16 protein-coding genes are annotated in these 18,357 nt (G+C 45.7%); 9 read left to right on the forward strand and 7 right to left on the reverse strand.

Annotated elements, in window-relative coordinates; genetic code table 11:
* Window positions 1–13 precede the first annotated feature (13 nt).
* The 3 genes from LZG73_RS18460 to LZG73_RS18470 all read left to right on the forward strand — a co-directional run bounded on the left by LZG73_RS18460 (window position 14) and on the right by LZG73_RS18470 (window position 2,990).
* Window positions 14–1,477: a M20/M25/M40 family metallo-hydrolase gene (locus LZG73_RS18460; RefSeq protein WP_233853336.1), complete on the forward strand. Its 1,464-nt coding sequence runs from the start codon at window positions 14–16 to the stop codon at window positions 1,475–1,477.
* A 9-nt stretch (window positions 1,478–1,486) separates the two neighbouring features.
* On the forward strand, window positions 1,487–2,296 hold the full coding sequence (gene ispE / locus LZG73_RS18465) for a 4-(cytidine 5'-diphospho)-2-C-methyl-D-erythritol kinase (RefSeq protein ID WP_233853337.1): 810 nt from the start codon (window positions 1,487–1,489) through the stop codon (window positions 2,294–2,296).
* A gap of 82 nt (window positions 2,297–2,378) precedes the next feature.
* Window positions 2,379–2,990 (forward strand): heme-copper oxidase subunit III, encoded by a 612-nt coding sequence (locus LZG73_RS18470; protein WP_233853339.1) that lies wholly within the window; start codon window positions 2,379–2,381, stop codon window positions 2,988–2,990.
* A 3-nt stretch (window positions 2,991–2,993) separates the two neighbouring features.
* Here LZG73_RS18470 and LZG73_RS18475 read toward each other — a convergent pair whose 3' ends face one another.
* The 5 genes from LZG73_RS18475 to ettA are packed head-to-tail and all read right to left on the reverse strand — an operon-like array spanning window position 2,994 to window position 9,517.
* Window positions 2,994–4,205, reverse strand: coding sequence for a TCR/Tet family MFS transporter (locus tag LZG73_RS18475; RefSeq protein WP_233853340.1), 1,212 nt, complete (start codon window positions 4,203–4,205; stop codon window positions 2,994–2,996).
* A gap of 10 nt (window positions 4,206–4,215) precedes the next feature.
* Window positions 4,216–5,787, reverse strand: coding sequence for an OmpA family protein (locus LZG73_RS18480; protein ID WP_233853341.1), 1,572 nt, complete (start codon window positions 5,785–5,787; stop codon window positions 4,216–4,218).
* Window positions 5,788–5,805: 18 nt separating this feature from the next.
* Window positions 5,806–6,402, reverse strand: coding sequence for a TIGR00730 family Rossman fold protein (locus tag LZG73_RS18485; protein ID WP_233853342.1), 597 nt, complete (start codon window positions 6,400–6,402; stop codon window positions 5,806–5,808).
* 41 nt (window positions 6,403–6,443) lie between these two features.
* Window positions 6,444–7,826 carry a UDP-N-acetylmuramate--L-alanine ligase gene (gene murC / locus LZG73_RS18490; protein WP_233853343.1) on the reverse strand — a complete coding sequence of 461 codons (1,383 nt, stop codon included), beginning with the start codon at window positions 7,824–7,826 and terminating at the stop codon, window positions 6,444–6,446.
* A 23-nt stretch (window positions 7,827–7,849) separates the two neighbouring features.
* The gene (ettA, locus tag LZG73_RS18495) at window positions 7,850–9,517 is read right to left on the reverse strand and encodes an energy-dependent translational throttle protein EttA (protein ID WP_233853345.1); all 1,668 of its coding nucleotides are present in this window, start codon (window positions 9,515–9,517) and stop codon (window positions 7,850–7,852) included.
* Window positions 9,518–9,586: 69 nt separating this feature from the next.
* Between ettA and LZG73_RS18500 the strand changes: the two genes are divergently transcribed.
* Window positions 9,587–10,867 (forward strand): DUF349 domain-containing protein, encoded by a 1,281-nt coding sequence (locus LZG73_RS18500; protein ID WP_233853346.1) that lies wholly within the window; start codon window positions 9,587–9,589, stop codon window positions 10,865–10,867.
* Between the two features lie 17 nt (window positions 10,868–10,884).
* Here LZG73_RS18500 and LZG73_RS18505 read toward each other — a convergent pair whose 3' ends face one another.
* A complete protein-coding gene (locus LZG73_RS18505; protein ID WP_233853348.1) occupies window positions 10,885–11,913 on the reverse strand; it encodes a LacI family DNA-binding transcriptional regulator in 1,029 nt (342 codons plus the stop codon).
* Window positions 11,914–12,190: 277 nt separating this feature from the next.
* Here LZG73_RS18505 and LZG73_RS18510 point away from each other — a divergent pair, with 277 nt between their 5' ends.
* From LZG73_RS18510 to LZG73_RS18530, 5 genes are read left to right on the forward strand one after another with little or no spacing between them, the layout of a single operon-like run.
* Entirely contained in the window at window positions 12,191–12,802 is a 612-nt protein-coding gene (locus LZG73_RS18510) for an RNA polymerase sigma-70 factor (RefSeq protein ID WP_233853349.1), read from the forward strand.
* Window positions 12,803–12,811: 9 nt separating this feature from the next.
* Window positions 12,812–14,014 (forward strand): mannonate dehydratase, encoded by a 1,203-nt coding sequence (uxuA, locus tag LZG73_RS18515; RefSeq protein ID WP_233853352.1) that lies wholly within the window; start codon window positions 12,812–12,814, stop codon window positions 14,012–14,014.
* Window positions 14,011–15,435 (forward strand): glucuronate isomerase, encoded by a 1,425-nt coding sequence (gene uxaC, locus LZG73_RS18520; protein WP_233853353.1) that lies wholly within the window; start codon window positions 14,011–14,013, stop codon window positions 15,433–15,435. Before uxuA ends, uxaC begins: the two co-directional genes overlap by 4 nt.
* 14 nt (window positions 15,436–15,449) lie before the next feature.
* Window positions 15,450–16,445: a sugar kinase gene (locus tag LZG73_RS18525; RefSeq protein ID WP_233853355.1), complete on the forward strand. Its 996-nt coding sequence runs from the start codon at window positions 15,450–15,452 to the stop codon at window positions 16,443–16,445.
* Window positions 16,446–16,497: 52 nt separating this feature from the next.
* A complete protein-coding gene (locus LZG73_RS18530) occupies window positions 16,498–17,163 on the forward strand; it encodes a bifunctional 4-hydroxy-2-oxoglutarate aldolase/2-dehydro-3-deoxy-phosphogluconate aldolase (RefSeq protein ID WP_233853357.1) in 666 nt (221 codons plus the stop codon).
* Between the two features lie 32 nt (window positions 17,164–17,195).
* Here LZG73_RS18530 and LZG73_RS18535 read toward each other — a convergent pair whose 3' ends face one another.
* On the reverse strand, window positions 17,196–18,347 hold the full coding sequence (locus LZG73_RS18535) for a DUF748 domain-containing protein (protein WP_233853358.1): 1,152 nt from the start codon (window positions 18,345–18,347) through the stop codon (window positions 17,196–17,198).
* Window positions 18,348–18,357 lie beyond the last annotated feature (10 nt).

The following is an 18,357-nucleotide window of genomic DNA, read 5'->3' on the forward strand; positions in this document are numbered from 1 at the left end:
TTTAATGGGTTTTATGAAAAAAATTGTACAAGTTGTTTTTGTTGGTGGCCTTGTTGTATTGTTCGCCGGATTTCGCCCAATCGATAAAAAATGGGAAAAGCCCTTCTCCCGACTCGATATTGAAATAAGAAAAAATAGCAAAGCGTATCAAACGCTCGGAGATGCAACGAAAAGCATTGGTCACCGCCTGACGGGCAGCGTCAATGGTGAAAAGGCAGAAGAATATGCATTCCAACTCCTAAAAAGTTACGGATTTACAGATGTTGCTTTTCAGCCTTTTGAGGTTGAGGCATGGATGCGTGACACGGTGACATTGTCCATCGCCCCCGGAAGCAGCGATAATTTCAGGGAAGTTCCTGTGGTCTCTTTGGCACATTCCCCGGTGGAATCCAATCTGCAAGGAGAGATCGTGGATGTGGGCAATGGCCTGGAAGAAGATTTCGAAATGATTAAGGACAAAGTCAAAGGCAAAATTGCCTTGGCAAACATCAACCTCGTGGGATCACCGGGCAAGAAAAACCTGCACAGATCCGAAAAAACAGCATTAGCAATCAAATACGGAGCAACCGGCGTGATCATGGTTAATGGCGCTCCCGGCAAAATCCTGCTGACAGGAACAGCTTCTGTTACTGGCGCAATCATTGCCATTCCTGCCGTTTGCATCAGCAATGACAGTGGATTGGAACTCCGCAAATGGCTGAAAGAAGAAGGCCCGCTCGAAGCGCACATCGATATGCATAACATTTCCAAGCCCATCAAAGCAAGGAATGTGATCGCAACCTTAAAAGGAAAATCTGACGAAAAAGTGATCATTGGCGGTCACCTTGACTCGTGGGATCTGGCGACCGGTGCGATAGACAACGGAATCGGTTCATTTGCAGTGATGGATGTTGCAAGAGCATTTAAGGCATTGAAAATCAAGCCCGAGCGTACAATTCAGTTTGTGCTTTTTATGGGTGAAGAACAAGGTTTACTCGGTTCCAAGCACTTTGTGAGTGAAATGAAAAAATCGGGGAACATTGACAAGATCAGTTACATGATGAATCTTGACATGACCAACGATCCGAAGGGTGTGAATGCTTTTGGGAGGGAGGAAATGAGCGAGTTTTTTGCGGGAGTAGGAAGCGCGATCCATAATGTAGATCAAAGTTTTAAGAACGAGTCAACCAACCGGGCCGGTTTGCATAGTGATCATCAGCCATTTATGCTGGAAGGCGTTCCGATTGCAGGTTTGTCCGGTCATTTGGATCCGAATGTTCTGCAATGTTACCATGCGGATTGTGACGATTTCAGTCTGGTCAATAAAGATCAGTTCGAAAACACAGTTCGGATTGCGTCCATGTATTTATATGCGCTTGCAAATGCTGAAAAAATAGCCGTGTCAAAACTTTCTGATACGAAAACGCGTGACTTCCTCATTTCACAAGGGTTGAAGGAAGAGCTAGTGATCGGACAGGAATGGCGGTGGGAACAATAAAATTTTGTGATGCTCGTATTTCCAAACGCAAAAATTAACATCGGCCTGAACATTACCGAAAAGCGGCCGGACGGATATCACAACATTGAATCGTGTTTTTACCCGGTGGGCTGGAAGGACGCACTTGAAATTACACTCGACGAAGCGTTCTCATTCCAATCCGATGGCATAGAAATTCCGGGGAATGACGCGGACAACTTATGTACGAAAGCATATCACATGATCGCGGCGGACCATGATTTGCCACCGGTTAAAATGCATTTGTTGAAAGGCATTCCCATCGGTGCGGGACTTGGCGGCGGCACGTCTGATGCAGCCTTTGCCATTAAGGGATTGAACCAGCTGTTTGACCTGAAAATTTCTTTTGAAAAACAGCTGGAATACGCACGTAGATTGGGAAGTGATTGCGCTTTTTTTATTCGCAACGAGCCAGCGTTCTGTTATGAGAAAGGGGATGTGTTTGAACCTATCAACCTGGAACTGAAAGGAAAGTGGATTGTGTTGGTTAATCCTGGCATACATATTTCAACAGTCGAGGCTTATTCGGGTGTGGTGCCGAAGCGAAGTGAAGAAGATTTGCGTAATGTTCTAAAACAACCCATTGAAACTTGGAAAAACAACGTTAAAAATGATTTTGAAGCAACGCTTTTTGTAAAATATCCTCTTTTGGAAAAGGTCAAAACAGCGTTATATCAGCAAGGTGCGGAGTATGCCGCAATGAGCGGTTCGGGATCAACATTATTTGGGATCTTTGACAAGGAAACAGATTTGAGAAGGCAATATTCTGATTTCAATGTTTGGCAAGGTCTCTTGAATTAAATATTATTTTTAAGTGGTTAGCCGGCAGCAAATTGTCGCTATATTCACCTCTTGCTTTAAGCATTCGGAAAGGAAACGGTAAATGAGTCCAAAACAAACAACCAAATCGACGGAAAATCCTTTCACCAAGCGGCGCGAACCTCTGGGTTTTATGCTTTGGCTGGGTGTCATTGGCAGTTCGTTGCTCTTTACTTCCATTTTCATCATCTTTTTGGTGCGGATGCACCGCGAAACAAGTCACATGATTGTGCTTCCCGACATGTTCTGGCTTAGCACACTTGTCATTTTATTCAGCAGCATTACTTTGCATGAAGCCAACCTTGCCTTTACAAGCGAGCGTTTCCTACATTATCGCGTATTTCTAGGCGCCACGCTTCTATTAGGTTTGACTTTTATTTTGCTTCAAATCGGAGGCTGGGCAGAAATGCACAATGCAGGCGTTTTCGAACGCGTCACGACTTCTGGGGGATTAATTTATCTGCTTACCGGGCTGCATTTGATCCACATTGTTGGAGGAGTTATTTATCTGGCCATTCTTTTTCAAAAAGCCATCAAAAACCGGAGTTACATCGACTCGTTTGTTTACAGCGTCAACGCACCGAACAGATTGCGTGTCAAATTGCTGACCAGATATTGGCATTTCACAGGCGCACTTTGGCTTGTCGTTTTTCTCTTCCTGATTATCCTTTACTAACTTTCAGAAATTACGTTTTAAGCTTCTCCTGGCAAGGAAAGTGCTTATAATCGTCAGAACCGCCGCCATAATCATGGGCGCTCCTGGCAGATAGATCTTTGCAGATGGTTGTGTAAAAGCAGAAAACAAGTTAGTCATCAACGGCGGTCCGATAATGGATGTGAGGCTTTGCAAGCTCGTCAAAGCACCCTGAATTTCGCCCTGTTCGTTAGGCTGCACCTGCGTGGAAATGATCCCTTGCAACGCCGGGCCGGCAATGCTTCCTAAAATGTAAGGCACCATAAAAGCATACATCATCCAGCCTTCTGTGGCAAATGCATATAGCACAAATCCAACCCCATACATCAGCAAACCAATGTAAACACTTCGTTTCTGGCCTAATTTGGGCAAAATGAGTCTGATCAAATATCCCTGAACAAACGCACTCAATATGCCCACAGCGCCTAGCGAGTAACCGATATGCGCCTCATCCCAATTGAATTTTTCAATCACATAAAACGACCAGTTACTTTGCACCGCGTGCAATGCAATGTAAAGCAAACCCAAAGAAATAATCAGCCCGTAAATGACCGGGTAACGTTTTAGGTTTTTCAGCGAGCCATTCGGATTGGCCCGGGCCCATTCGAATTTTCTCCGGTTTTCAGGTGCAAGTGACTCAGGCAGAATAAAATATCCATAAAGACAATTGAGCAAAGAAAATGCAGCGGCTGCCATAAATGGAACTCTTGCTCCATATTGACCTAATAATCCTCCCAAAACGGGTCCAATGATAAATCCTAAACCGAAAGCGGCTCCAAGCAAGCCAAAATTTTGCGCGCGTTTCTCAGGTGTGCTGATGTCGGCAATATATGCGGCTCCCGTTGTAAAACTTGCGCCTAAAATCCCTGCAATGATGCGCCCTACATACAACCAGCCCAATGTTGGTGCGAAAGCAAGAAAAATGTAATCAATGCCGAACCCAAAAAGAGAGGCCAAAAGAACCGGCCGTCGGCCAAATTGATCGCTAAGGCCGCCAATGATGGGTGCACACAGGAACTGCATAGAGGCGTAAGCAAACAGAAGCCACCCGCCGTCACGCGAGGCATCACTAATGCTGTCGCCCGTGAGTTCGCTGATGAGCTTTGGCATAACCGGGATAATTATGCCCAGCCCGATTACATCAATAAGCAGTGTGACGAATATGAATCCAAGTGCGGGAGAACGTTTGGCGGTCATCAGGAAGTGGTTATTTCTTTAAGATTTTGAATTCCACGCGCCGGTTAAGTTGCTGACCTTCCGGGGTGTCGTTTTTGGCCACCGGCACAGTTTCGCCATAACCCTTACTCCCCACGCGGTCCGGCTCAATTCCCTTTCCAATCAGATATTCCCGAACCGAATCTGCGCGGTCCTGGGATAATTTAATGTTGAATTCGGCGCTGCCGGTGTTGTCCGTATGTCCGCCGAGCTCAATGGCTAGCGTCTTGTTTTCAGTCATTGAAAGAGCAATGCGATCCAGCTCCGGGAACGATTCATTGCTTAATGTTGACTTTCCTGTTGCAAAGAAAATGTTGTTAAGCCGCACAATCTGGCCTTCTTCGATCGGGATCAGTTTCAGGGACTTGTTGGTGATTTCTTTGAAACCCTTGTTTGCAGTCGAGTCCGTAAGATCCACATTTTCGCCTTCGGCAATAAAGTCAGGCGCAACCGCCCGCATGCTGTATTTGTGACCGTAAGGCAAAATAATCTTGTATTCTCCGGTTGTCGGGTTTGTTGTGGCTGTGCCTACTTCTTCACCGTCAGCCAGGTTCTCATAAATGATCGTTGCTTCGACAGGTTTTCCAGTTTTTGAATCAATCACTTTTCCGCTAATCATGACAACGGGATCTGCAACAGGCGCATTCGCAATTGGTGCCTCGGCTGTGTCTCCCGGCACTTCCTTAGGCTTCAAATTGAAACGCACCACATCGCCTTTGCCCTCTGTGCCCTTAAACGAGACCATGTAGGAATAATCGCCCAATGCAGAAATTGTGTAATAAGCATCGTAACCATCAGAATTGATGGCAGGGCCAAGATTTACAGGCCGGCTCCACCGTTTCCAGGTTTTGTCAATGCGCTTGCTGTAATAAATGTCATTGCTGCCCTGGCCGCCTTTCCGATCACTGGAAAAATAAAGCGTCACGCCATCAGGAGCCAGGAACGGCGTTGTTTCGGTGAATTCATCGGAATTAATTTCCGGACCAATGTTCATCGGCTTGGACCAGGAGCCATCTTTTGCCTTAAAACTCACATAAATGTCATCCACCTTGCTGTTTTTCTTTTCACTGAATGACATTACAAGCGTTTTGCCATCCGTTGAAAGATATCCGCAGTCAAACTGTCCTTTGCTGATCTTGGCATAACCGGGAATGTCGAGCTTATTGGGTGCCGACCAGCCGCGAGCTGTTTTTTTACTTGTGGAAAAACCGCGCGTTTCGTAAATGCCATTTTTGTATGATCCCTTGATCAGCAGCGTGTTGCCATCCGGCGTAATGCTGTAAAGGCTGTTATAATCTTCTTTGTTCAATGGCGGAGGAAGGCGACGCGCCAGGGACCATTTGTCGTTTTTTAACTCAGAAAACCAAATATCCTGACTGCCTTTGGCACCATGCGCATTTTGCGGATGGCTTACGCGGGAGAAATAAATTGTCTTGCCGTCAGGAGCGATAATGGGGTTAATCTCGTTGTATTCCGTGTTAACCGTTTTTCCAAGGTTTTCCAATTGCGCATGGACGCAAAAAGACACAGAAAAGAATACAATTGCCAGTAATGTAGTGCGCATCGTTGTTTGGAAGGGTGACTAGTTGTTATCTACATATAACGACTTATCCAATGGCTTATTTTCTGTGTTTTCAACGCGAGACGCTTCCATTTTATCCAAAAGACCGACCGCATTGTCCGCAACGATCAAAAGCCTCCGCGTGTCCGGGCGCAAAAATCCTTCCTCCACCATTTTGTCCAATTGCAAGAGCAGCAAATCGTAAAATCCATTCACATTCAGCAGACCGACCGGACCATTGAAAATTTTCAGTTGCGCCCACGTCAGGATTTCAAACAGCTCATCGAATGTGCCGTATCCGCCCGGAAGTGCAATAACGCCATCGGTCATGGAAACCATTTTGGCTTTTCGCTCATGCATGGTTTCTGTGAAATGCAGTTCGGTAAGCGTTTTATGCGCAACTTCGAGTTTGGCAAGAAAGTTGGGAATGATGCCGGTTGCCGAACCATTGTTTTCCATGGCCCCGTCAGCCACGCGACCCATTAAGCCCATATTGCCTCCGCCGTAAATCAGGCGGATGCCTCGTTTTGCCAATTCGGCGCCCAATGCATAGGCCGTTTCAGCATAAACTGGTTTTTTGCCGGGATTAGAGCCGCAGTATACTACAATTGATTGCATAAATTCAAACTGAAAAATTATAGTGTCAATGTATGAGTTTGTTAATCAAGTAGTTCGGCTGAAAGCGCTTTCAAATCCAGATCACCAAAAGTGCCCGAACTCATGAGTAGCAAATTGGCATTCTCCCAGGTTTGTGATTTGAGAAATTGAACCATTTGAGCCGAATCTGTAAAAACTTTCAGGTCGTCGCGCTTGAATGCGGTGCGAATGTCTTCTTCCGAAATCGGTTCGAGGCGCTTGTGCTCCACAGTCAACGGGTTGTAATAAACAACAGCCACATCCGCAGCTTTCAACTTCCGCCGATATTGACCTAAAAAGGTTTTGTTAAGGCTGCTGAATGTGTGCAGTTCTGCGCAGGCAACCAATGTGCGTTCAGGAAATTGTTCTTTCAAAGCGGCAGTTGTGGCTTCCACTTTGGACGGAGCATGCGCGAAATCACGGTAAATGTTCACCGTGTCGTTTTTGCCCAATAATTCCAATCTTTTTGAAGCTCCCTTGAAGCTTTGAATGGCCTCATAAAACTGATCATCGGTGATGCCCAAACGTTCGCAAACGGCATAAGCACCGCTGATATTTTTCATATTATGATTTCCAAAAACCAAGACCGGAACTTCCTTGCCATCCGGCGTTGTGAGGATCGTCTTGCCGTCTTCGATTTTGTAAGGATGCGCGTGATAAGGCGTGCTTACAACGTCCGGACGCTCTTTTTGACCAATCACATCGAGCATATCATCCGTTTCATCGAAGATAATCGCGCCCGCTTTTGGCAATGAATCAGCCAGCAATTCAAACTGCTTTACATAAGATTCCCAGGTTGGAAACACATTGAAATGGTCCCAAGCGATGCCGCTGATCAATGCAATGTGCGGTTGATAATGCATGAATTTTGGCGTCAGATCCAACGGCGAAGTGAAATATTCATCGCCTTCAATGACAATCAATGGCGCGTTTTCTGACAATTTCACCATGTTATCAAACCCTTCGATCTGCGCGCCCACCAGATAATTGAAAACACGCTTATTATAATTCAGAACGTGCAAAATCATGGAAGTAATTGTGGTTTTTCCATGACTTCCGGCGATTACAACGCGCTGTTTGCTCTGACTTTGTTCAAAAATATATTCAGGATAAGAATAGACCTTAATGCCCAATTCCTTTGCTTTTGCCAGTTCGGGATTGTCCTGACGGGCGTGCATGCCTAAAATCACGGCCGACAGATCAGCCGTGATTTTTTCTGGAAACCAGCCTGTTACAGCGGGAAGCAAGTCGTATTTTGCGAGGCGGGTTGCTGATGGTTCGTAAATTTCATCGTCGGAGCCGGTTACAAGGAATCCTTTCAAATGAAGTGCAATTGCAAGATTGTGCATTACGCTGCCACCAATTGATATGAAATGTATTTTATCCAAAGATGAAATCTGACTCATTGATAATGTTTAACTGTTTCTGATTAAGCCAACTTTTTGTATTTAATGCGCTTTGGCGTCAGATCTGAGCCCATTCGCTTTTTCCGGTTTTCCTCGTATTCAGAGAAATTTCCTTCAAACCAATAAACCTGAGAATCACCTTCAAAAGCAAGAATGTGCGTGGCAACGCGGTCCAGGAACCACCGGTCGTGGGAGATGATTACTGCGCAACCCGCAAAGTTTTCTAAACCTTCCTCTAATGCACGTAATGTATTGATGTCCAAGTCATTGGTTGGCTCATCGAGCAAAAGCAAGTTGCCGCCTTCTTTTAATGTCATTGCCAAATGAACCCGGTTTCTTTCTCCACCCGACAGGTTACCAACCTTCTTTTCCTGATCACCGCCGCCAAAGTTGAAGCGGCTTACATAAGCTCTTGCGTTGGATTGTTTGCCTGCGATCATGATCCAGTCATTTCCGTCTGCTATGCTTTGATAAACAGTTTTAACAGGATCCAGATTATCATGTTCCTGATCCACATAAGCCAGTTCCACCGTGTCGCCGACATCAAAATGTCCTGCAAGCGGTTTCAATTGACCGGTTATTAATTTGAAAAGTGTTGTTTTACCCGCACCATTCGGTCCAATTATTCCTACAATGCCATTTGGGGGCAAAGCGAAGTTTAAGTTTTCATATAAAAGTCTGTCACCAAAGCCCATCGAAACATTATGCGCTTCAATCACCTTGTTTCCAAGACGTGGGCCCGCTGGAATGAAGATCTCCAACTTTTCCTCTTTCTCGCGGCCCTCTTCGCCTAATAAGCGCTCGTAAGCGCCCAAGCGAGCCTTGGATTTTGCCTGACGACCTTTGGCTCCCATGCGCACCCATTCGAGCTCGCGCTGCAATGTTTTCTGGCGTTTTGACTCCGTTTTCTCTTCTTTTTTCAAACGTTCCTGTTTTTGTTCAAGCCAGGAAGTATAATTTCCTTTCCATGGAATGCCTTCGCCGCGGTCAAGTTCCAGAATCCAGCCAGCCACGTTATCCAGGAAGTAACGATCATGGGTTACGGCAATGACCGTTCCTTTATATTGTCTTAAATGCTCTTCCAGCCATAAAACTGACTCTGCATCCAAGTGGTTAGTAGGCTCATCCAAAAGCAAAACATCAGGCTGACGAAGCAGCAAGCGGCATAATGCAACCCGGCGTTTTTCACCACCGGAAAGTGTTGAAACCAATGCATCCGAAGGCGGACAGCGCAATGCGTCCATGGCCACTTCCAGACGATTATCTAAATTCCAGGCGTCTGTTGCATCCAGTTTTTCCTGCACTTCTCCCTGACGTTCAAGGAGTTTATCGAAATCTGCATCCTCTTCTCCGAATGCTTCATTTATTTTTTCAAATTCATTCAAAAGGTCGACGATCTCCTGAACGCCTTCTTCTACAACCTCTCTTACAGTCTTGGCAGGATCTAGTTTTGGTTCTTGTTCAAGCATTCCCACCGAATATCCGGGAGAGAAAACCACGTCTCCCTGAATGTCCTTATCAATTCCTGCTATAACGCGTAAAAGCGTTGACTTACCTGATCCGTTTAAACCTAAAACCCCGATTTTAGCACCATAAAAAAAGGATAAATAGATGTTTTTAATGATATGCCGGTTTGGAGGAATGATTTTGTTAACCCCCGACATTGAGAAAATTATGGTTTCGTTACTCATTTTTTGTTTAATTTGTGCGTAACAAATATCGTTATTATCCCTACACTTAGCAGATAAAAAATTGAAAGAATGGAAAATGCCACATTGAATGATGAATACGGCTACGTTAAAGACAGCAAAGTATTTTTAAAGGGGTATTTGGAATTCCCCGACCGGCAAATTGGAGAAGTAAAGCGGACTGAGCAAGAAGCGATTGACTATTTTAAAAATCGTTTTAACATCGTCCTGAACAAGGTGGAGCAGTTGGAACAAGAAATAGATGAGGCACTTAACAAAGGATCTTATCTTACCAAGCTGATCCAGCTTCAACGTAAGCTTAAAGGTTTTGATGCACTTGGGGACTTTGTTCCGTTGCTGCAGAGACTGGAAGAAAAAGAGGAATATCTGAAAGGTTTGATCGAGGTTAACCAGCTTAAAAACCTGGAAATCAAAAGGGCATTGATCGAAGATGTGAAAGTTGCGGCGGCTATTGAAGATTACACCACCGCAACGGATCAAATTCAGGAAATCAAAGCCAAATGGATTCGTACAGGGCCGGTGGAGAAGGAATATCAGGAAGAAGTTGAAACGACTTTTCAGCAAATTCTGGACGACTTCTTCCAACGCCGCAGGGATTATTTCGACGAACAAAATAAAATCAACCAGTTCCGTATCGAGGAATATGAGAAGCTGATCAAGATCACGAAAACGCTAAGTTACTCGCGTGATCTGGACGATGCTTACCAGAAGGCGAGAGACGTGCGCAATGCGTGGAATAACATTGGAGAAGTGCCGCCTAAGCGCTTTTTCAAGGTTAACAAGGCTTACAGGCACTTTTTGAAATTGTTTTACGACAAATACAATTTGGCCAAAGGCATTGAACCAAAAGTGCGCGTTGACCCAAGGATCGTAGAACAGCAGAAATTGCTGCAACAAGCTGAAACATTGCTTCGTGCGCCAGACATTATCGAAGCGTCACAAGAAGCGAAAGTGCTTTTGAGCAAATGGAAGGAAATCAAAATTCCTTTCAAAATGGCGGATAAGGAACTTGCAGAGCGTTTCAGAATGGTTTGTGATAAAATATTCGAGCTTAGTTATCTCGCTCGCGTAATCAGTCGCAAATATCCGGCCTTTGAAATGAAAAGTCCTGAGGAGCAGCTTAGAACAAAATACCGTGAGCTGGAATGGCTTGCCAAACGTGAAAAAAGCGATCTAGAATTTGCCATTCTTGAATTCGACCGGACTGCAACAGGCGATCCGGAACAAGACAAGCAGGCAGCAGGACGCATTAACATTCAAAAGCGTAAAGTGCAGATGAAGGAGAAAATCCTTTCAGAATTTGAAAGGAAATTGAAAACCATTACGGGGTGACGCTCGCAGGTTAATCATTAGCGCGTAACCCGCATTGAAGATTTATTAATAACAAGATTCGAAGGCAATACCCTGGTCTCATATGCGGCCGGGGTATTTTTGCTTTCAATAAGATCCAATAAAAGCGAAGTGGCTTGCTGGCCCATTTCAAAAGATGGCTGCGTTACTGAACTCACGGGCGGATCGAGCAAGGATGACATTGCGAGGTCGCAAAAACCTACAACGGCAACATCATCCGGCATCCGGTAACCCAATTGCCGCAATGCCCAGTGAATTCCCATCGTAATGCGGTCGCTTGCACCAAAGATTGCGTCAGGCCGCTCGCGCAAGGCCATAAGCTGGTAAGTCCGTTCCGTTCCGCCTGCCTGCGTGATTTCGCTGTGCAGGACCCATTCTTCTTTGAAATCAATGTCGTATTTCCGTAAAGCATCTTTATAACCTTCCAGGCGAAAGCGCGTTATCGAAACCGGCTTTGGACCAGCAATGTGCGCAATGCGTTTGCAACCTCTTTTTATTAAATGTTCTGTTGCTTCAAAAGCGCCTTTGTAATCATCCACACGCACTTTATGCGTCTGCATGGCATCACTGACCCGGTCAAAAAACACCACCGGAATGCCTTGTTCCTGCAATGAAACGAAATGGTCAATGTTTTCCGACTGACTGGAAATAGCCACAACAAGCCCGTCCACGCGACGTGAAGCAATGTGCCGGGAAGCAGAGCGCTCTCTTTCCAGCAACTCGTGGCTTTGGTAAATCATCGTATGATAACCGCGACTGTAAGCAATGTCCTCAACGCCGCCGATGGCCGATGAATAAAATCGGTTTGCAATGTCGGGCACAATCACGCCAATGGTTTGGGTGCGGTTTTTTAGCAAACTGATCGCGATCGGATTGGGATAATAATTGAGTTTTTCCGCCAATTCTATCACCTTATTTTTAGTCTCCTCACTGATTTCGCTGCTGTCGCGCAACGCGCGGGAAACCGTAGATTTTGAAACATTCAGCTGTCTCGCTATCTCTTTGATTGTAATTGAAATCTTTTTCATCCGAATATGTGGGAATAATACAATCGCAGTGAATTATATGAAGAAAGCCTTAATGTCTGTTTGTTGCACAAATTACAAAGGATGCGCCGAGTTCCGGGAAAAATAACGAAAACGGGAACGGTTCCGGGAACGGTTGCGTAAATTTATTGATCTATTTCAAGATTAATTTTTGTGTATCAACGAATCAATGTTTAAACTAGGTTCATTGTTGACGGTGCAAATACGCTTTACACCACTACTAATCCTGGAAATTTTCTATAATTAACCAAGTTCAATAATGGAAGCAAAATCATTTACCAACACATTGCCGCCCGTCCCTTCGCAGAAAAGTGCTTTGGAAAGTTTGTTTGGCAGAGTGGTGGCAACGGGAGATTACCATGCTTTTCGCGATTTGTTTACGCACCATTACAGGGCACTTTGCAATTATGCCATGCGTGTGGTGGTGACCCGGGAGATTGCTGAGGAAGTGGTTTCTGATGTCTTTGTAAAACTTTGGAAAAATAGGGAGCAGATTGAGGTGCATACTTCTTTTCAGGCTTACATTTACAGGGCAGTGCGCAACCAGGCATTGGATTATCTCAAGCTCAGGATTCACCGGCAAAATGAGCGTGAATCGCTGGATTCTGTGCAGTGGAATCTGACGCATGCCGATCATTTTTCACCCGTTGAGGAATTGTCGTTTAATGAGTTTTTTGAACACGTAGAAGGTTGCATTCAGGCGTTGCCTCGTCAATGTCAGCTGATATTTCGGCTGAGCCGGGAAGAAGGCCTGCGTTATCGCGATATTGCCGAAAAACTTGAAATTTCAGTAAAAACCGTGGAAACGCAGATGAGCAGAGCATTAAAAGTGCTTAGGGAACGCGTTCCGGAGCATAGATTAGTAGCATAATTATTAACAATGGCATTAGAACAAACATGGCGCTGGTTTGGCCCCAATGATCCCGTTTCGTTACAAGACATCCGCCAGGCCGGAGCAACAGGCATTGTAACTGCATTGCACCACATCCGCAATGGTGAGGTTTGGGAAATTGCAGAAATAAAAGCAAGAAAGGAAATGATTGAAGAAGCTGGCCTGACTTGGTCGGTGGTGGAAAGCGTTCCCGTGCATGAAGCGATCAAGACGCGGACCGGGGATTTTGCACGATACATTAAAAATTATCAGCAAACATTGGTCAACCTGGCTGCATGCGGCATTGACACGGTGTGCTACAACTTCATGCCCATTCTCGACTGGACCAGGACGGATCTGGACGCGCCCATGAAGGATGGTTCGACCGGTTTGCGATTTGATGCGACACAATTTGCCGCTTTTGATCTTTATCTCTTGAAAAGACCGGAAGCGCAGGAAATATACACAGACGAGCAAAAGCAAAAAGCCAAAAACTGGCTGGATAATGCAGCAGAAACGGAGGTTAACAAGCTCGTCAGGAACATTATAGCAGGCTTGCCAGGCTCAGAAGAAAGCTTCACCATTGAAGAATTCAGAACTGCTTTGAGCGCCTACGCGCACGTGGGCGACCTGGAATTAAGAACGCATTTATATCAGTTCATTCAGGCCATTGCGCCTGTGGCGGCTGAGGCAGGAATTCGGCTGGCTATCCACCCCGATGATCCGCCTTATCCGATTTTGGGATTGCCGAGAGTGGTCAGCACGGAGAATGATGCCATGTTGTTACTGGAAGCATTTGAGAATGAAGCGAATGGAATTTGTTTTTGCACGGGCTCATATGGCGTGAGGCCCGACAATGACCTGAGCGGTATGGTGGACAGGCTGGGTGACCGCATCCATTTCATCCACTTACGCGCAACCAAAAGAGAACACGACGGAAGCTTTTACGAAGCAGACCATTTGGATGGCGACGTGGACATGTTCAGCGTGATGAAAGCATTGCTAACAGAGCAAAAACGCAGAATTGAAGCGGGAAGAACGGATCTGAGAATGCCATTCCGCCCGGATCACGGCCACCGGATGCTTGACGATCTTTCCGGGACGAAGAGAACAAATCCGGGTTACACCGCCATTGGCCGCTTGCGCGGACTTGCCGAACTGCGCGGATTGGAATATGCAATTGAAAGGGAAAACAACCTTGTTACAAAATGACAACAATCGCTACTGCACAAAAAACATTCATATCCGACGATTTTCTGCTGCGTTCGGAAACTGCCCGCATCCTTTATCATGATCATGCGAAGCACATGCCGATCATTGATTACCATTGCCACCTTCCGCCCGATCAGATTGCTGGGGATAAGCAGTTTGAAAACATTACGCAGATCTGGCTTTATGGCGATCATTACAAATGGCGGGCAATGCGCGCAAACGGGATTAATGAGCGTTTTTGCACAGGCGATGCCAGCGACTGGGAGAAGTTTGAGCAGTGGGCTGTAACCGTTCCTTACACGATGCGGAATCCATTGTATCATTGGACACACCTTGAATTGCTGCGTTATTTTGACATTGATATTTTGTTAAATAAAGATTCTGCAAAAGAGATTTACGAAGAATGTTCAGCTAAACTGAAACACCGGGACTTTTCCGTTAAAAATCTTTTGACAAAAATGAATGTGAAGGTCATATGCACAACGGACGACCCGACAGATTCACTCGCCAATCACCAAGCTATTAAAAATGGTGGATTTGATATTAAAGTGCTGCCAACTTTCCGGCCGGATAAAGCCATGTTGCTGATCGATTCGCCCGAGGAATTCAATCAATATCTTGCCAAATTGGGTGAAACTTCGGGCCTGGGTGAGATCAATTCTTATGACAGCCTGATCGCCGCATTGCAGAACCGCCACGATTTTTTTGCATCTATGGGCGGCAGGCTTTCGGATCATGGCTTGGAGCATATTTATGCTTCATTCGACGAGGAAGCGGCAAAGCAAGCATTCACAACGGCACGTAATGGCGGGCTTCCAAGCGCTGCGCAACGTGAAGCATTCAAATCCATGGTGCTTTTTGAAACGGCTAAAATGGATCATGCCAAATCCTGGACGCAGCAGTTTCACTTAGGCGCATTGCGTAACAACAATTCGCGCATGCTCCGTGAACTTGGCCCGGACACAGGCTGGGATTCAATCGGCGATTACAGTCAGGCGACTTCAATGTCCAGGTTTTTCAATAAGTTGGATTCGACAAATCAGCTTGCGAAAACGATCCTTTATAATCTCAATCCTGCTGATAACGAAGTGCTGGCCACAATGACGGGCAATTACAATGATGGCACCATTGCGGGTAAAATGCAGTTCGGCTCCGGCTGGTGGTATTTGGACCAGAAAGACGGAATGGAGCGTCAGATGAATGCATTGTCCAATATGGGTTTGCTGAGCCGGTTTGTCGGCATGCTCACCGATTCACGAAGTTTCCTGTCTTATCCGCGTCACGAATATTTCCGGAGAATCCTCTGTAATTTGATTGGAAATGATGTCGAAAACGGTGAGCTGCCGAATGACATTCCATGGCTAGGGAAGCTTGTGGAGGACATTTCTTACCGAAATGCAAGCAATTATTTCGGATTTTAGCTAGGTTTACGGATATGGCTCAAATAGTTTCTTTTGGAGAAGTCCTCATGCGACTTTCTACTCCTGGTTTTTCCCGTTTCGAACAAGCACGTCAATTCAATGTAACCTATGCAGGCGGCGAAGCCAATGTTTCGACAGCCCTCGCTTACTGGGGACACCACACCGCGCACGTAACACGCTTTCCCGATTCGCCGATCGGTCGCGCAGCAGCTCAATATCTGCAATTTCATGGCGTGGACATTTCGCATATCATTTACGGCGGCCCTCGAATGGCTGTTTATTATTTAGAAACCGGCGCTGCATTGCGGGGAAGTCAGATCGTTTATGATCGCGCAAATTCATCGTTAGCGGAGATTAATCCTGCCGAAATTGATTGGGACAGCATTCTTAAAGACGCGAAATGGTTTCACTGGGCGGGCATAACACCCGCACTTTCACAAGGAGCAGCGGATGCACTTTTGGACGGGATCAAAACAGCAAGAAAATACGGACTAACCGTTTCGGGTGATATTTTTTACAGAGCAAATTTGTGGAAATACGGCAAAAAGCCGTCCGAAATCCTGCCTGAACTCACGGCGGGCACGGATGTTGTTATCGCCAATAGCGAAAATTTAACAGAGATTTTCGGCATTCAAGGAAACGATTTTGTTGAATCCTGTGTCAACTTTCAGAAGGAATATCCTCAGGTTAAAACAATTGTAGACACAAAAAGAACTTCCATAAGTGCTTCTCATAACTTGTTAAGGGCTTATCTGTGGAACGGAACAGGACTTTTGGAGACAGCGGATACAGAAATTAACCCGATTATCGACAGAGTAGGAGGCGGAGACGCATTCATTGCAGGTCTGATTCACGGATTGATTACTTTCAATGACCAGCAAAAAGCGCTGGAATTTGGTGTTGCGGCTTCTGCATTAAAACATACAATTGAAGGAGACGCGTTGATTTCGACCATTCAGGAAGTGGAGGCGATCAGGCAAGGTGAAACTTCGGGCAGGATCAAACGTTGATCAGGTCATTCTCACAAATTCGGAAATTGCTGGTTCCACAAAAAGCTAAAATATGGATAGGGAAACGACATTAACACTTTTGAACAAGGTCGGCGTGTTGCCGCTGTTTTATCACGGGGATATTGAAATCGCAAAAGAAGTGATCAACGCCAGTTACAGAGGCGGCGCGCGTGCATTCGAGTTCACCAATCGCGGGGACAATGCATTCACCGTTTTCACTGAACTTGTTGCTTACACGAAAGAAAGTCTGCCTGGACTTTCCATGGGCATAGGAACGATTTACGATGCAGAAACAGCGCAAAAGTTCATTGAAGCTGGCGCAGACTTCATAGTGACGCCTTGCCTGAACCCCGCGGTAGGAGAGGCCTGTGAAGCAGCAAATATCCCTTGGATTCCCGGCGTTTCGACGCTTACAGAAATATACAATGCCCAGCAAGCAGGCGCCGAAGTTGTGAAATTATTCCCTGGCGATGTTGTTGGTTCCAAGTTCATCCGTGCCATTCGCGGCCCGATGCCCAATGTTAAAATCATGGTCACAGGCGGCGTCCAGCCGACGGCCGAAAGCATTAACGAATGGTTTGGCGCGGGCGCTTATGCTGTTGGTCTGGGTTCAAATCTCTTTCCAAAAGACATTATAGGCGAAGGGAATTATGCCTGGATCGAGCAGAAAGTTGCGGAAAGCATTGCGCTGGTTGCCAAGTTCAGAGAAACCATTTAAGTTAAGTATTCAAGACATTTCAAAAGCGGAATCTAATCTTTTTTACGTTCCGCTTTCTTGCGTTCTCGCTTTTCTTTTCGCTCTTCGCGCCGCTCTTTACGCTTTTCTTTTCGTTCCTTTCTCACCTCCTTAATGGTGTCTTTGACACTCATCGATGAGTCATATTCAGCTTTGAAAGCCTCCACATATGCGTTGCGAAGCACATTGATGAGAATGGGCCAAAAATCTGTGGAGATCTCGCCAACCGTTCCTTTCAACGGAATGCGTGTTGCAACCTGATCCTTTCTTTTATTTTCCAAAACAAAAGCACCGCCCTCGGCCAGCAGCTCCCGAAAGAATTGGCTCACTTTGCGGTTCTCTTCCTTCATTTTAAAGATCTTCATGTCCTTGGTCAACGGCTTCAAATAGCCTTCCAGCTTCCCGTCCACCATCCTCATTTCGCTCACAACATTCAATGTTCCCTTCTCAAAGTCAATGTCTCCATATTGGCGGGCGAGACTGTTTAGCTTCACCAGTTGAAGATCTTTCAGACTCATATTGTAATCAAAGTCCGGAATTTGCTTCAACAGCATCATGTTGGCCGTGAACAGCATTGTTCCCCCAAAACCAGGCAGATCGCCGGTTGCCTTTACGGGTGAAGGAAAGGTTTTTCCTTGTTCTTCGACATTCCGGATATTCGCGATTTCGAGCTGGAAGTTTTTTAACGAAAGATCTGTCTTTGGTTGCGTCACAACACTCGTGAGGTCCACTTTGCCGTCAATGACCTGGAAACGGTTTATTTCGATGGGAAGGAGGTCCTTGATAACGGTTGTCCAATCCGTTTCGGCACCCGTCTGGCTTGCTTCCTCACTGCTGCTAAATGCGAAGTTGATCTCCGGATTATAGCATTCCACTTCGCTGACTAGCTTTCCTTTCATCAATGACTCCCATTGCACCGACAAATCCATCTTTGGGATCAGGATAAATGGCTCCTTAATTTTGCCATTCACCTTGCGGATGTTCATGCCATCGATCTGATACGCACCGCGGATCAGGTGAATGTCCACGTCGTCAATGTGTCCTGTGTAACCATCCATATCGGCCAGCACTTTGTTCACATAACGCACCACAAAATAGGGGAGCAACAGTCGGGCAATGATTAAAATAATGACAATGCCCAGCAGTATTTTTACAGATCTTTTCACGTTTTAATTA

It is taken from the genome of Dyadobacter sp. CY326 (genome assembly GCF_021390515.1).
GTDB lineage: Bacteria > Bacteroidota > Bacteroidia > Cytophagales > Spirosomataceae > Dyadobacter.